Origin of the sequence: Erwinia sp. MYb416, from assembly GCF_037479575.1 — a bacterium.
Taxonomy (GTDB): Bacteria; Pseudomonadota; Gammaproteobacteria; order Enterobacterales; family Enterobacteriaceae; genus Erwinia; species Erwinia rhapontici.
In genome coordinates this window covers 475,431-490,116 of sequence record NZ_JBBGYT010000441.1, presented here as the reverse complement: position 1 = coordinate 490,116, position 14,686 = coordinate 475,431, and the positions used below count along the sequence as shown (strand labels likewise).

Genomic DNA, 14,686 nt, shown 5'->3' with positions numbered 1-14,686 from the left:
CGTCTCCTGGGTCAGACGGGTTTACGCGGACGATACTGCCGCCCGATGGTGAGTTGCTCCACAACCGCAGCCGGGGACAACGACATCACGAAATCAACCGCGCGGCACAGATCGTCGGTACTCAGCATCTCATCGACGGCCAGACCGGAACCCTGCGCCATATCGGTATCCACCACGTCGGGGCACAGCGTGGTGACTTTAATCCCCTGAGCTCCCAGCTCACGCGCAATCGATCGGCTGTATCCAACCAGCGCATGTTTGCTGGCGGCATAGCTGGCCACGCTGCCATACGGCTGTATGCCGCTCACAGAGGCGAGATTAAAGATGCGCCCCTCAGGCGATTTCGACAGCCAGGGAACACACAGCTGGCAGAGATGATGAATGGCAGTGACGTTGGTCGCCAGCATGGCGCTGAAATCATCCAGCGCTGTCTGCGTTGATCCGCCACGGAAGATCCCCGCCGCGTTGATCAGCACATCAAGCTGTGCGTGCACGCTCAGTGCCTGCTGCACCTGTTGTGCCACCGCCGGATAATCGCAAACATCCAGTGCCAGCGTCTGCACGCGTGCAGAGCCGAGACTGTTTGCTAAGGCGTTCAGCGCCTGCGCATTCCGTGCAATGAGTATCAGGTGATAGCCCGCAGCATGGAGATGGCGGGCAAGATGGTGACCGATACCACGTGAGGCACCGGTGATCAGGGCAACTTTATTCGACACAACGAGCCTTTTGACCGGTCAGAAATTGCCAGCAAAGATACGCGATTTTGCGGCGCCCTGCGCGGTTTTTTACGGAAAGACAGAAAGCAAAACGGCCCCCGCAGGAGCCGTTTTTTAAACACGAAGGCGAGTTATTTCTTTTTCGCTTTCGGGTTTGGCAGGTCGGTAATGCTACCTTCGAAGATTTCCGCCGCCAGACCCACCGATTCGTGCAGGGTTGGGTGAGCGTGGATGGTCAGAGCCAGATCTTCAGCATCACAACCCATCTCGATAGCCAGACCGATTTCACCCAGCAGCTCGCCGCCGTTGGTGCCAACAATCGCACCACCGATCACGCGGTGAGTGGTTTTGTCGAAGATCAGTTTGGTCATGCCGTCTGCACAGTCGGAAGCGATAGCACGGCCTGATGCTGCCCACGGGAAGGTGGACGTTTCATAGCTGATGCCTTTCTCTTTCGCTTCTTTCTCGGTCAGACCGACCCAGGCAACTTCTGGCTCAGTGTAGGCGATCGATGGGATCACTTTCGGGTCGAAGTAGTGCTTCAGACCAGAAATCACTTCTGCCGCTACGTGGCCTTCATGCACACCTTTGTGTGCCAGCATTGGCTGACCCACGATATCGCCGATGGCGAAGATGTGCGGCACGTTGGTACGCAGTTGCTTGTCGACACGGATAAATCCGCGCTCGTCCACTTCCACGCCCGCTTTGCCTGCATCCAGACCTTTACCGTTAGGTACGCGGCCAATCGCTACCAGAACCGCATCGTAACGCTGTGGTTCTGACGGGGCTTTTTTACCTTCCATCGTTACATAGATGCCGTCTTCTTTGGCTTCAACAGCGGTAACTTTGGTTTCCAGCATCAGGTTGAACTGCTTGCTGATACGTTTGGTGAAGACTTTCACCACGTCTTTATCAGCCGCCGGGATCACCTGGTCAAACATCTCGACCACGTCGATCTGAGAACCCAGCGCGTGATACACGGTACCCATTTCCAGACCAATGATGCCGCCGCCCATAACCAGCAGACGCTCAGGCACTTCTTTCAGTTCCAGCGCATCAGTGGAGTCCCACACGCGTGGATCTTCATGGGGAATAAAGGGCAGTTCAATCGGACGGGAACCCGCCGCGATGATGGCATTGTCGAAAGTGATAACGGTTTTAGAACCGTCTTCAGCGGTGACTTCCAGCGTGTTAGCACCGGTGAATTTACCCAGACCGTTGACCACATTCACTTTGCGGCCTTTCGCCATACCTGCCAGACCACCGGTCAGTTGGGTGATGACTTTCTCTTTCCAGGTACGAATCTTGTTGATGTCTGTTTGCGGCTTGCCGAACACGATACCGTGCTCTTCCAGCGCTTTGGCTTCTTCAATCACCTTCGCCACGTGCAGCAGGGCTTTAGAAGGGATACAGCCAACATTCAGACAAACACCACCGAGGGTGTTGTAACGCTCAACGATCACGGTCTCCAGACCTAAATCCGCTGCACGGAAGGCTGCAGAGTAGCCTGCAGGACCTGCCCCAAGTACCACGACCTGAGTTTTAATTTCTGTACTCATCATGACCTCTTAATTGATTGTCCGGCGCGTCAGAGCTGATACCCGTCATACTTGAATCTGCATCTGTGTTGGCTACGCTCGCTCACCCGAATCACTGACTTATGTAAGCTCATCGGGATTCCCTCGCTTGCCGCCTTGATGCAGCTCCAATTATTTTGGGTATATATTTCAACGCCCTTCATCCACCGGGACGCGTTCACCGCAAGAGTTTACAGAATTGTTAATAAACTGCAAAGCGCGGCGCCACGAATCACTACAACAACTTACCAGAAGGCCGGCTTACGCCGGCCTTCTTCAGGATTACATCACCAGGCGGCGAATGTCGGCCAGTGCGTTGTTAATGATGGTGATGAAACGCGCACCATCGGCACCGTCGATAACACGGTGGTCGAAGGAGAGTGACATCGGCATCATCAGACGCGGCGTGAACTCTTTACCATTCCAGACCGGCTCAATCGCAGACTTGGACACACCGAGGATAGCCACTTCCGGCGCGTTAACGATAGGCGCGAAGTGGGTCGTCCCGATACCACCGAGGCTGGAGATGGTGAAGCAACCGCCCTGCATTTCGCCCGCAGTCAGTTTGCCATCACGTGCTTTTTTGGAGATAGCCATCAGTTCGCGAGACAGCTCAGTGATGCCTTTCTTGTTCACATCTTTGAACACTGGAACCACCAGACCGTTTGGCGTATCAACCGCCACACCGATGTTGATGTATTTCTTCAGCGTCAGTTTCTGTGCGTCTTCAGACAGCGAGCTGTTGAAGCGTGGCATCTGCTCAAGCGCAGCCGCGACCGCTTTCATGATGAACACCACCGGGGTGAACTTCACATCCAGCTTACGCTTCTCAGCTTCGGTGTTCTGCTGTTTGCGGAACGCTTCCAGCTCAGTGATGTCGGTTTTGTCGAAGTGAGTCACGTGTGGGATCATCACCCAGTTACGGCTCAGGTTCGCACCAGAGATTTTCTGGATACGGCCCAGTTCAACTTCTTCGACCTCACCGAACTTGCTGAAGTCCACTTTCGGCCAAGGCAGCATGCCTGGCAGACCGCCGCCAGCAGCAGCAGGTGCTTCAGCGCGTTTCACCGCGTCTTTCACATAGCTCTGCACGTCTTCTTTCAGAATACGGCCTTTACGTCCGGTGCCTTTGACTTTCGCCAGGTTTACACCGAATTCACGTGCCAGACGGCGAATAACCGGGGTGGCATGAACGTAAGCATCGTTTTCTGCGAATTCTGACTTCGCCTCCGCTTTCGCAGGCGCAGCAGCCGGAGCGGCTTTCTCTTCCTGTTTAGCCGGAGCAGGTGCAGCGGCAGCAGTGGTCTCGGCAGGAGCGGCGGCTGGCGCAGCGCCTTCCACTTCGAAGACCATTACCAGAGAGCCAGTGCTGACTTTATCGCCAGCGCTGATTTTGATCTCTTTAACCGTACCCGCGAATGGTGCAGGCACTTCCATTGAGGCTTTGTCGCCTTCAACGGTGAGGATCGACTGTTCAGCTTCAACTTTGTCGCCCACTTTCACCATGATCTCGGTGACTTCAACTTCGTCGCCGCCGATATCCGGTACGTTAACCTCTTTTGCTGCGCTGGCCGCCGGGGCCGCTGCAGGTGCGGCTGCCGGAGCCGCTTCTTCTTTCTTCTCTTCGGCTGCTGCCGGTGCTGCTGCACCGCCTGCCGCTTCGAAGATCATGATCAGTTTGCCGGTTTCGACTTTATCGCCGGTAGCAACTTTGATCTCTTTAACCACACCAGCCTGTGGGGACGGCACTTCCATTGAGGCTTTATCGCCTTCAACGACCAGCAGTGACTGCTCAACTTCTACAGTGTCGCCCACTTTGACCAGAATCTCGGTGACTTCAACTTCGTCTGCGCCGATGTCCGGGACATTAATTTCGATAGCCATTACTCTATTACCTCTTATGCCAGACGTGGGTTGACTTTATCAGCGTCGATATCGAACTTAGCGATAGCGTCTGCCACCACTTGTTTGTCGATTTCGCCACGTTTAGCCAGTTCACCCAGGGCTGCAACCACCACGTAAGATGCGTCCACTTCGAAGTGGTGACGCAGATTCTCACGGCTGTCTGAACGACCGAAGCCGTCAGTACCCAGTACGCGATAATCGCTGGCAGGGATATAGCTGCGAACCTGCTCGGCGAACAGTTTCATGTAGTCAGTTGATGCCACAGCAGGTGCATCGTTCATCACCTGAGCGATGTACGGCACGCGGGCTTCTTCTGTTGGATGCAGCATGTTCCAACGCTCACAGTCCTGACCATCACGGGCCAGTTCGGTGAAGGAAGTCACGCTGTAGATGTCAGAACCGACACCGTAGTCTTTCGCCAGGATCTCTGCCGCGTCACGCACGTGGCGCAGGATAGAACCTGAACCCAGCAGCTGAACTTTACCTTTGCTACCTTCTTTGCTGTCCAGTTTGTAGATACCTTTACGGATACCTTCTTCTGCACCGGCCGGCATTGCTGGCATGTGGTAGTTTTCGTTCAGTGTGGTGATGTAGTAGTAAATATTTTCCTGAGCATCGCCGTACATACGCACCAGACCGTCATGCATGATGACCGCGACTTCGTAAGCGTAAGCTGGATCGTAAGAGATACAGTTCGGGATAGTCAGAGACTGAATGTGGCTGTGACCATCTTCGTGCTGCAGACCTTCACCGTTCAGGGTGGTACGACCGGAAGTCCCGCCGACCAGGAAGCCGCGAGCCTGCTGATCACCTGCTGCCCAGCACAGGTCGCCGATACGCTGGAAACCGAACATGGAGTAGTAGATGTAGAACGGAATCATTGGCAGGTTGTTGGTGCTGTAAGACGTTGCCGCCGCCAGCCATGATGCGCCTGCACCCAGTTCGTTGATGCCTTCCTGCAGGATCTGACCTTTCTCGTCTTCTTTATAGTAAGCAACCTGCTCACGGTCCTGCGGGGTGTACTGCTGGCCATTCGGGCTATAAATACCGATCTGACGGAACAGACCTTCCATACCGAAGGTGCGCGCTTCATCGGCAATGATTGGCACCAGACGATCTTTGATCGACGGGTTCTTCAGCATCACGTTCAGGGCACGTACGAAGGCGATAGTGGTTGAGATTTCTTTGTTCTGCTCATCCAGCAGCTGACGGAAATCTTCCAGTACAGGCATGGACAGCTTCTCGCTGAAGTTCGGCTCACGGGTTGGCAGGTAGCCGCCCAGTTTTTCACGCTGACCATGCAGGTAGTTGTATTCGTCAGACCCTTTATCGAAGGTCACGTACGGCAGTTTTTCGATGGCTTCATCGCTGACCGGCACGTTGAAACGATCACGGATATAGCGTACGCCATCCATGTTCATTTTCTTCACCTGGTGCGCAATGTTTTTGCCTTCAGCAGTCTCACCCATACCATAACCTTTAATGGTATGTGCCAGAATCACCACAGGTTTACCTTTGGTATCCTGCGCTTTTTTCAGTGCAGCGAAGACTTTCTTCGGATCGTGACCACCACGGTTCAGAGACCAGATCTCGTCGTCGGTCAGATCTTTCACCAGCTCAGCCGTTTCCGGATATTTACCGAAGAAGTGCTCACGAACGTAGGCACCGTTACGGGATTTGAAGGTCTGATAGTCACCGTCAACGGTTTCGTTCATCAGTTGGATCAGTTTACCGCTGGTATCTTTACGCAGCAGCTCATCCCAACGACCACCCCAGATCACTTTGATCACTTCCCAGCCAGCGCCACCGAAGATGCCGTCCAGTTCGTTGATGATCTTGCCATTACCCGTCACCGGGCCATCCAGGCGCTGCAGGTTACAGTTGATGATGAAGACCAGGTTATCCAGTTTTTCACGGGTCGCGATAGTGATCGCCCCTTTGGATTCCGGCTCATCCATCTCACCGTCGCCCAGGAAGGCGTAAACGGTCTGCTGAGAGGTATCTTTCAGGCCACGGTGTTCCAGATATTTCAGGAATTTAGCCTGATAGATCGCACCCAGTGGGCCCAGGCCCATAGATACGGTCGGGAACTGCCAGAAGTTAGGCATCAGTTTAGGATGCGGGTAAGAGGACAGGCCTTTACCATCAACTTCCTGACGGAAGTTGTTCATCTGGTCTTCGGTCAGACGACCTTCCAGGAAGGCACGCGCGTAAACGCCCGGAGAAATGTGGCCCTGGAAGTAAACCAGATCGCCGCCGTCTTTTTCAGTGCGCGCACGGAAGAAGTGGTTGAAACACACTTCATACACGGTGGCAGAAGACTGGAAGGAAGACATATGGCCGCCCAGATCCAAATCTTTCTTGGAAGCACGCAGAACGGTCATGATGGCGTTCCAGCGAATAGCGGAACGGATACGACGCTCTAAAGACGTGTTGCCCGGGTATTCCGGCTCATCTTCAACAGCAATAGAGTTAATGTAGTTATTGGCTCCCGCGCCGGCAGCCACTTTAACGCCACCTTTGCGTGCACCGCTCAATACCTGGTCAATCAGATACTGTGCGCGCTCAACACCTTCTTCACGGATGACCGATTCGATCGCTTCTAACCAGTCGCGAGTTTCGATCGGATCCACGTCATTATTTAAACGTTCTGACATGGGGGGTATTCCTTATCTGTGTCTAATTACGTTGAATTGTCTGGAGCCTGTCTCTTTGTGCTCTGTGGGCAAAACACAAAGAGACAGGCCCGTCGTTTATACCTTTATAGGTACGTGCCGCGTTATATTTACGCGTTAATCCTTACGTTGCTGTAAACGTCGCAAGGAGCGCTCTCTACGACTTTGCTCCCGACTTCTGTCCAGCAATACTTCCTCGATAAACGCCAAGTGGCGGTGTGAAGCCTCGCGTGCCTGCTCTGGCTCACGTGCCACAATCGCCTCAAAAATACTGGCGCGGTGGCTACTTACTTTCTCCAGCATCTCACGACGCGTGTAGAGCATTTCGAAGTTCTGTCTGACGTTCTGTTCCAGCATCGGACCCATGCTACGAAGCAAATGCAGTAACACCACATTATGCGCCGCTTCTGTTACAGCGATCTGATACTGCATCACCGCGCCCGCTTCTGCGTCGAGATCGCCATTTTGCTGGGCGGTCTGAATATGCAGATGGCAGTCGCGGATGCGTTCCAGATCGTCGTCAGTGCCGCGCAATGCGGCGTAATAGGCAGCAATCCCTTCCAGTGCATGACGTGTTTCGAGCAGGTCGAACTGGGATTCAGGATGGCCGGCAAGTAATTCTACGAGCGGGTCGCTCAGGCTTTTCCACAAATTGGTTTGGACGAAAGTGCCACCGCCCTGACGGCGTAATAGCAGGCCCTTGGCTTCCAGACGCTGAATAGCTTCGCGCAGGGAGGGACGGGAGACATCGAACTGCACGGCCAGCTCTCGCTCAGGCAGCAGTTTTTCTCCGGGACGCAGTGTCCCTTCCATAATCAGGGACTCAAGCTGCTGCTCAATAGCATCAGAGAGCTTAGGTTGGCGGATCTTGCTGTAGGCCATCATCCCTTCTTTTCGATTTGCCAGAGTAAATTGGTAATACCAATTGCAAAAAGGTGCCCGTAAAGTAACAAAGTATTCACCTGATGTCCATATGGCAACTGCCCGAAACCAGACCGCCGTCTCCTTCTCTGTCAGGGCACAGGCACGCCGTTGACACGCGAATTTACCTGACGACAAATGTTAAATTTCGTCACTTTTTCGAAAGCAGGCAGCAGCTTAGTGGATAGAATACGATACCCATACCTTCGCAGATAAGGCGTTATTACCCTTTTCTGCATCTTGTTATTTACCTTATCGCACCCGGTGCGATCGGTGGTTTTTTATCCAACCCAGCACACATAATGAGAAAGAAAGTGCAAAGTACCGCTCCTAACATTATTCTCTGCGCCATACCAGACTCATACGCATTTTCGTACTGACATAAGTGTAAATATATCAGTACGTTATTGGTTTTTTAGCCGATGCAGTCATACACAGAAAGCGCATTACGAGGATTATTATGGAGCAACAACCGGGAGAGACGCTGCAGCGCGGATTAAAAAACCGCCATATTCAGCTGATCGCATTAGGCGGGGCCGTGGGCACAGGACTGTTTCTGGGCAGTGCATCGGTGATCAAATCCGCCGGTCCGGCAGTCATTCTGGGCTATGCCATTGCCGGGTTTATCGCCTTCCTGATTATGCGTCAGCTGGGTGAGATGGTTGTCGAGGAGCCAGTTGCCGGCAGTTTCAGTCACTTCGCCCACAAATACTGGGGCGCTTTTGCGGGCCTGGCCTCCGGCTGGAACAACTGGATGCTCTACGTGCTGGTGGCGATGGCTGAACTGACCGCCGTGGGCAAATATATCCAGTTCTGGTATCCGGACATTCCGACCTGGATGACAGCGGCGGTGTTCTTCGTGATCATCAATGCGCTCAACCTGACCAATGTGAAGGTGTTTGGCGAACTGGAGTTCTGGTTTGCCATTATTAAGGTTATCGCCGTTGTCGCGATGATTGCCTTTGGCGGCTGGCTACTGTTCAGCGGCACAGGCGGCCCACAGGCAAGCATCAGTAACCTGTGGAGCCAGGGTGGCTTTATGCCGCACGGCATGGGCGGGCTGGTGATGATGATGGCCATCATCATGTTCTCCTTTGGCGGGCTGGAAATGATCGGCCTGACCGCCGCAGAAGCAGAGAACCCGGAAAAAAGCATCCCGACGGCAATCAATCAGGTGATCTGGCGCATCCTGATTTTCTATGTCGGTTCACTCACCGTGCTGCTGTCGCTGATGCCATGGACGAGTGTGACAGCAAATACCAGCCCGTTTGTACTGATTTTCCACGAGCTGGGTGATGCTCTGGTGGCTAACGCACTGAATGTGGTGATCCTGACCGCGGCACTGTCGGTCTATAACAGCTGCGTTTACTGCAACAGCCGCATGTTGTTTGGCCTGGCGCAGCAGGGTAATGCACCAAAAGCCCTGCTAAAAGTTGATTCACGAGGTGTGCCGGTCGCCGCTATCCTGATGTCTGCCACTGCCACCGCCTTCGGCGTGCTGCTCAACTATCTGATGCCCGCTTCTGCTTTCGAGCTGCTGATGGCGCTGGTGGTTTCCACGCTGGTGATCAACTGGGCCATGATCAGCCTTTCCCACCTGCGGTTCCGCAAACGCCTCGTCGAGCAGGGGGTTCAGCCTCGCTTTAAGGCCCTGTTTTATCCGTTTGGCAACTGGCTGTGCCTGGTCTTTATGGCTGGGGTGCTGGTTATTATGGCAATGACGCCGGGTATGGCTATTTCGGTGTGGTTGATCCCGGTATGGATTGGCATCCTGGCTATCGGCTACCAGGTTAAGCGCCGCACTTCGCGCACCTGATCTCCCTCTCCTTTATCCACGTTCCGGCAGCCTACGGCCGGAACGTTCTTCAGCCCCACTCGTAACGCCCCGTCATAAGACAATGTTATTCGTCATTTTCGATAATTTATGACAAAACAAATACAGCGATAAATGAGACGCCGCGCTGCTTTTTTAGTCGTTCCTGCGCATGTTTATCAGAAAGCGAGTGCAAACCTCTGCACATAGCACTATTCTCATCCTGAGGCTACGCCTTGAATTATATTTACTTACACAGTGTCGTAAAGTTTTTAATACACCTGGATAACAGGGCCAGCCGTAGACATAAAAAATAATAAAACATCATGAGGTCATACATGGAACATCAGCAGGGCGAAACGCTGAAACGTGGCTTGAAAAACCGCCATATTCAGCTGATCGCATTAGGCGGTGCCGTTGGTACCGGTCTGTTTCTGGGCAGCGCATCGGTCATCCAATCCGCAGGACCAGGCGTCATACTGGGTTATGCTATTGCCGGATTTATTGCCTTCCTGATCATGCGCCAGCTGGGCGAGATGGTGGTAGAAGAGCCGGTAGCCGGAAGCTTCAGCCACTTTGCTTATAAATACTGGGGCAACTTTGCCGGTTTCGCCTCTGGCTGGAACTACTGGGTACTGTATGTGCTGGTGGCGATGGCAGAGCTGACAGCCGTAGGCAAATATATTCAGTTCTGGTATCCGGATATTCCTACCTGGATGTCGGCAGCGGTGTTCTTTGTGCTCATCAACGCCATCAACCTGACCAACGTGAAAGTGTTTGGTGAGATGGAGTTCTGGTTCGCGATTATTAAAGTCGTTGCCGTGGTGGCTATGATCCTGTTCGGTTGCTGGCTGCTGTTCAGCGGCACGGGTGGCCCACAGGCCAGCGTGCGTAACCTTTGGGAACAGGGCGGCTTCCTGCCCAATGGCTTTAGCGGGCTGATCATGATGATGGCGATTATCATGTTCTCCTTCGGGGGTCTTGAACTGGTCGGCATTACCGCTGCGGAAGCGGATAACCCGGAAACCAGCATTCCAAAAGCCACCAATCAGGTGATTTACCGCATTCTGATTTTCTATATTGGTTCCCTGGCGGTCCTGCTGTCGCTGATGCCATGGACCCGCGTGACGTCTGATACCAGCCCGTTCGTTCTGATTTTCCACGAGCTGGGTGATGCGCTGGTGGCGAATGCCCTTAACGTGGTGATCCTGACGGCTGCGCTGTCGGTATACAACAGCTGCGTTTACTGTAACAGCCGTATGTTGTTTGGCCTGGCGCAGCAGGGTAATGCCCCTAAAGCGCTGTTAAAAGTCGACAGCCGCGGCGTGCCGGTGATCTCTATCCTGTTCTCCGCGATTGCGACGGCATTGTGCGTACTGCTCAACTATCTGATGCCGGGTGAGGCGTTTGGTCTGCTGATGGCGCTGGTGGTCTCAGCTCTGGTGATCAACTGGGCGATGATCAGCCTCGCGCATATGAAGTTCCGCCGTAAGAAAGATCAGCAGGGTGTCACCACCCGCTTCCCGGCGCTGCTTTATCCGTTGGGTAACTGGATTTGTCTGCTGTTCCTCGCGGGAATTCTGGTACTGATGGCAATGACCCCAGGCATGGCGATCTCTGTCTGGCTGATCCCGGTATGGGTACTGATCCTCGCCGTGGGTTACTGGATTAAAAACCGCACGCAGCGCGCGTAATCATCACGCCCGCTATTGATTCGGCCAGCATTAGCTGGCCGAATTGTTATCTGCTTCACACTTTCCCTTCTCCAGGCGTTTTGTCCATCTCTGCGACGTTTTGCACCTGCGCACCGCATCCGATAAGCGTGAATACTCTCAAGCACTAAAGACACGCGGGAGAATTATCCATGAAGGGCTCAAAACTCTCAGTCAGAGAGAAAATTGGTTACGGAATGGGCGATGCCGGATGCAATATGATCGGCGGCGCCATCATGCTCTTTCTTAACTATTTTTATACGGATGTCTTCGGACTGGCGCCTGCATTGGTGGGCGTTCTCCTGTTATCTGTCAGGGTGCTGGATGCAGTCACGGACCCGATTATGGGTGCGATTGCCGACCGGACTCAGAGTCGCTGGGGTCGTTTCCGCCCCTGGTTACTGTGGGTCTCCGTACCCTATGTGCTGTTCAGTGTGCTGATGTTCACCACTCCAGACTGGAGCTATAACAGCAAAGTCATATGGGCGTTTGCGACCTACTTCCTGATGTCGCTGACCTATACCGCGATCAATATCCCCTACTGTTCCCTGGGTGGCGTGATCACCAACGATCCCGGCGAACGCGTCTCCTGCCAGTCGTACCGGTTTGTGATGGTCGGGATTGCCACGCTGATCCTGTCACTGACGCTGCTGCCGCTGGCAGAGTGGTTTGGCGGTGACAACAAGGCGCGCGGCTACCAGATGGCTATGGGTGTGATGGCGCTGGTGGCACTGCTGATGTTCCTGTTCAGCTTTGCCACGGTACGCGAGCGTATTCGTCCGGCAGTGCCCAGCAATGACGACCTGAAAGCTGACCTGCGCGACGTGTGGAAGAACGATCAGTGGGTACGCATATTGCTGCTGACCTTCTGCAACGTCTGCCCTGGCTTTATTCGTATGGCTGCCACCATGTATTACGTCACCTGGGTGATGCAGCAATCGACTCACTTCGCCACGCTGTTTATCAGCCTTGGCGTGGTAGGCATGATGATCGGCAGTACGCTGGCGAAGATCCTGACCGACCGCTGGTGCAAGCTGAAAGTGTTCTTCTGGACCAACATCGTGCTGGCAGCATTCTCCGGTGGCTTTTACTTCCTTGACCCGCAGGCAACGATGCTGGTGCTGGTGATGTACTTCCTGCTGAACATCCTGCATCAAATCCCGTCACCACTGCACTGGTCGTTGATGGCCGACGTTGATGACTACGGTGAGTGGAAAACCGGTAAACGCATTACCGGTATCAGCTTCTCCGGCAACCTGTTCTTCCTCAAAGTCGGGCTGGCGGTGGCCGGTGCCATGGTCGGTTTCCTGCTCTCCTGGTACGGTTACAATGCTGGCGCGAAACAACAAAGCCCCGCTGCGCTGAACGGTATCGTGCTGCTGTTTACCGTTATCCCTGCGGTGGGATACCTGATTACGGCTGGCGTGGTTCGCCTGCTGAAAGTGGACCGCACGCTGATGCTGCAAATCCAGAGTGACCTTGAACAGCGCCGTACAAACTATCAGGAGCTGAACGACTATCACGAACACAAAGAACTGAAAACCAAACCACAAGGAGCCGCACGATGAACCACTGGCCTAACCCGTTGATTGAACAGCGCGCCGATCCCTTTATTCTGCGCCATCAGGGGAGCTACTATTTTATCGCGTCGGTACCGGAGTACGACAGGCTGGAGATCCGCCGCGCCGCTACCCTGGCAGAACTGGCACAGGCCGATGCCGTCGTCGTCTGGCGCAAACCTGAGCATGGCCCCATGAGCGCCCTGATTTGGGCACCGGAACTGCATCTGATTGACGGCCAGTGGGTGATCTATTTTGCAGCAGCGCCATCACAGGAGATTAAACAAGGTCTGTTCCAGCACCGCATGTTTGCCCTCACCTGCGATGATATCGATCCACTGAAAGGAGAATGGGTCGAACGCGGACAGATCCTGACCCCCATCGACAGCTTCGCGCTGGATGCCACACACTTCGTCCATCAGGGGAAAAACTGGTATCTGTGGGCGCAGAAAGATCCGGCCATCCCCGGTAATTCCAACCTCTACCTGGCAGAGCTGGCTACCCCCTGGCAGATAAAAGGCGAGCCGGTGATGCTCAGCCGCCCGCAGTATGAATGGGAGTGTGCAGGATTTAGCGTCAATGAAGGCCCGGCGGCAATACATCACGGCAGGCGCCTGTTTGTCAGCTACTCGGCCAGCGCCACCGATGAGAATTACTGTATGGGGCTGTTGTGGATTGATGTCGATGCGGATCCGCTACAGCCAGAAAACTGGCACAAATCTGCTGCGCCCGTGTTTACCACCGACTGGGAGAACCATCAATATGGTCCGGGCCACAACAGTTTTACGGTCGGGGAGAACGGCGAAGACGTGTTGGTGTATCACGCACGCAATTACACCGAAATTGAAGGTGACCCGCTATACGACCCTAACCGCCATACCCGGGTGAAAACATTCAGCTGGAGTGCCGATGGCATGCCGCAGTTCGGCACACCACCTGCAGACAGCGTGTTACACCAGCGTGCCGTAAATAGTCAGTAACGCCACCACCACCACGAGGACCAGCGACACTTTTTTCGCCAGCATCACTGCCACACGCGGGGTCTCCACCTTATCCAGGTGGGGATCGCGCGCCAGTGAGAACTGGGCCAGACGTGTCAGCACCTGATACTGCGGTGTGTGGCGATCGCCCAGAGACGCAAACCACGCGGGTAATGCACGCTCACCGTGCCCCAGCAAGGCATAAGCTACGCCCACCAACCGTACCGGGATCCAGTCAACCCAGTGCAGAATGGCATCAACACCGGACTGTGCGCGCACCAGCGGATTCTGCTGCCGCGCCAGCCAGCTCTGCCAGGCACGCAGGAACGCATAGCCCACCAGCAGCACCGGCCCCCCAGGCCCCCCCACCACGAACCAGAATAGCGGTGCCAGATAGAAACGGTAGTTAATCCACAGCAGCGCATTTTGCAGTTCAGACAAAAACTCACGTTCGCTACACTCGCCGGGTACGCCGTGGATCAACGTCAATTCCTCAATCATGGCGTTATGAGCATCAGTGTCGTTATGGCTGGCCGCCTTCAGATAAGCGTGATAGTGCAGACGCACCGACCCGGCGCCAATACAGAGCAGACCGATCAGTATCCAGAACAGCAGCTTAGGCACTCCAAAAAACAGCCCTTTTAGCGCCAGTAAGCACAGAGCGACGATAGCCATGATCATCACAACCATCAACAGCGTACGCACCAGAGAAAAACGCTGACGAGCGCGGAACAGTGGCACCAGATGATGATCCAGTTGCCAGTGTTCACCCATTTTAAATAATCGTTCCCATCCGAGAACCAGCAACAGGCTGAATAACGTCATGCC

General features: G+C 54.3%; 10 protein-coding genes. 4 read left to right on the top strand and 6 right to left on the bottom strand.

The window, feature by feature from the left end; all coding sequences use genetic code 11:
* Nucleotides 1-11: 11 nt before the first annotated feature.
* The 5 genes from WH277_RS25715 to pdhR form a co-directional block, all read right to left on the bottom strand.
* Complete coding sequence (locus tag WH277_RS25715) at nucleotides 12-716, bottom strand: SDR family NAD(P)-dependent oxidoreductase (protein WP_339507327.1); 705 nt, start codon at nucleotides 714-716, stop codon at nucleotides 12-14.
* 131 nt (nucleotides 717-847) lie between these two features.
* On the bottom strand, nucleotides 848-2,275 hold the full coding sequence (lpdA, locus tag WH277_RS25710) for a dihydrolipoyl dehydrogenase (RefSeq protein WP_339507349.1): 1,428 nt from the start codon (nucleotides 2,273-2,275) through the stop codon (nucleotides 848-850).
* Between the two features lie 300 nt (nucleotides 2,276-2,575).
* On the bottom strand, nucleotides 2,576-4,177 hold the full coding sequence (aceF, locus tag WH277_RS25705) for a pyruvate dehydrogenase complex dihydrolipoyllysine-residue acetyltransferase (RefSeq protein ID WP_159336896.1): 1,602 nt from the start codon (nucleotides 4,175-4,177) through the stop codon (nucleotides 2,576-2,578).
* Nucleotides 4,178-4,191: 14 nt separating this feature from the next.
* Nucleotides 4,192-6,855 carry a pyruvate dehydrogenase (acetyl-transferring), homodimeric type gene (gene aceE / locus WH277_RS25700; protein WP_159336895.1) on the bottom strand — a complete coding sequence of 888 codons (2,664 nt, stop codon included), beginning with the start codon at nucleotides 6,853-6,855 and terminating at the stop codon, nucleotides 4,192-4,194.
* A 135-nt stretch (nucleotides 6,856-6,990) separates the two neighbouring features.
* Complete coding sequence (pdhR, locus tag WH277_RS25695) at nucleotides 6,991-7,755, bottom strand: pyruvate dehydrogenase complex transcriptional repressor PdhR (protein WP_133842270.1); 765 nt, start codon at nucleotides 7,753-7,755, stop codon at nucleotides 6,991-6,993.
* A 499-nt stretch (nucleotides 7,756-8,254) separates the two neighbouring features.
* On the opposite strand from pdhR, the gene aroP (WH277_RS25690) reads away from it, so the two are divergent.
* From aroP (WH277_RS25690) to WH277_RS25675, 4 genes are all read left to right on the top strand, one after another.
* On the top strand, nucleotides 8,255-9,610 hold the full coding sequence (gene aroP, locus WH277_RS25690) for an aromatic amino acid transporter AroP (protein ID WP_171149227.1): 1,356 nt from the start codon (nucleotides 8,255-8,257) through the stop codon (nucleotides 9,608-9,610).
* 335 nt (nucleotides 9,611-9,945) lie between these two features.
* Entirely contained in the window at nucleotides 9,946-11,301 is a 1,356-nt protein-coding gene (gene aroP, locus WH277_RS25685; protein ID WP_133842272.1) for an aromatic amino acid transporter AroP, read from the top strand.
* 170 nt (nucleotides 11,302-11,471) lie between these two features.
* A complete protein-coding gene (locus tag WH277_RS25680) occupies nucleotides 11,472-12,887 on the top strand; it encodes a glycoside-pentoside-hexuronide (GPH):cation symporter (RefSeq protein ID WP_159336894.1) in 1,416 nt (471 codons plus the stop codon).
* Nucleotides 12,884-13,858: a glycoside hydrolase family 43 protein gene (locus tag WH277_RS25675; protein WP_167863370.1), complete on the top strand. Its 975-nt coding sequence runs from the start codon at nucleotides 12,884-12,886 to the stop codon at nucleotides 13,856-13,858. Before WH277_RS25680 ends, WH277_RS25675 begins: the two co-directional genes overlap by 4 nt.
* Here WH277_RS25675 and ampE read toward each other — a convergent pair.
* A complete protein-coding gene (gene ampE / locus WH277_RS25670) occupies nucleotides 13,829-14,683 on the bottom strand; it encodes a beta-lactamase regulator AmpE (RefSeq protein ID WP_339507326.1) in 855 nt (284 codons plus the stop codon). The two genes, WH277_RS25675 and ampE, sit on opposite strands and share 30 nt — an antisense overlap.
* Nucleotides 14,684-14,686: the final 3 nt, after the last annotated feature.

Coding starts and splice junctions, on each gene's coding strand:
- lpdA (WP_339507349.1), bottom strand. CDS start 2,275: ATGAGTACAGAAATTAAAACTCAGGTCGTGGTACTTGGGGCAGGTCCT.
- aceF (WP_159336896.1), bottom strand. CDS start 4,177: ATGGCTATCGAAATTAATGTCCCGGACATCGGCGCAGACGAAGTTGAA.
- aceE (WP_159336895.1), bottom strand. CDS start 6,855: ATGTCAGAACGTTTAAATAATGACGTGGATCCGATCGAAACTCGCGAC.
- pdhR (WP_133842270.1), bottom strand. CDS start 7,755: ATGGCCTACAGCAAGATCCGCCAACCTAAGCTCTCTGATGCTATTGAG.
- aroP (WP_171149227.1), top strand. CDS start 8,255: ATGGAGCAACAACCGGGAGAGACGCTGCAGCGCGGATTAAAAAACCGC.
- aroP (WP_133842272.1), top strand. CDS start 9,946: ATGGAACATCAGCAGGGCGAAACGCTGAAACGTGGCTTGAAAAACCGC.
- WH277_RS25680 (WP_159336894.1), top strand. CDS start 11,472: ATGAAGGGCTCAAAACTCTCAGTCAGAGAGAAAATTGGTTACGGAATG.
- WH277_RS25675 (WP_167863370.1), top strand. CDS start 12,884: ATGAACCACTGGCCTAACCCGTTGATTGAACAGCGCGCCGATCCCTTT.
- ampE (WP_339507326.1), bottom strand. CDS start 14,683: ATGACGTTATTCAGCCTGTTGCTGGTTCTCGGATGGGAACGATTATTT.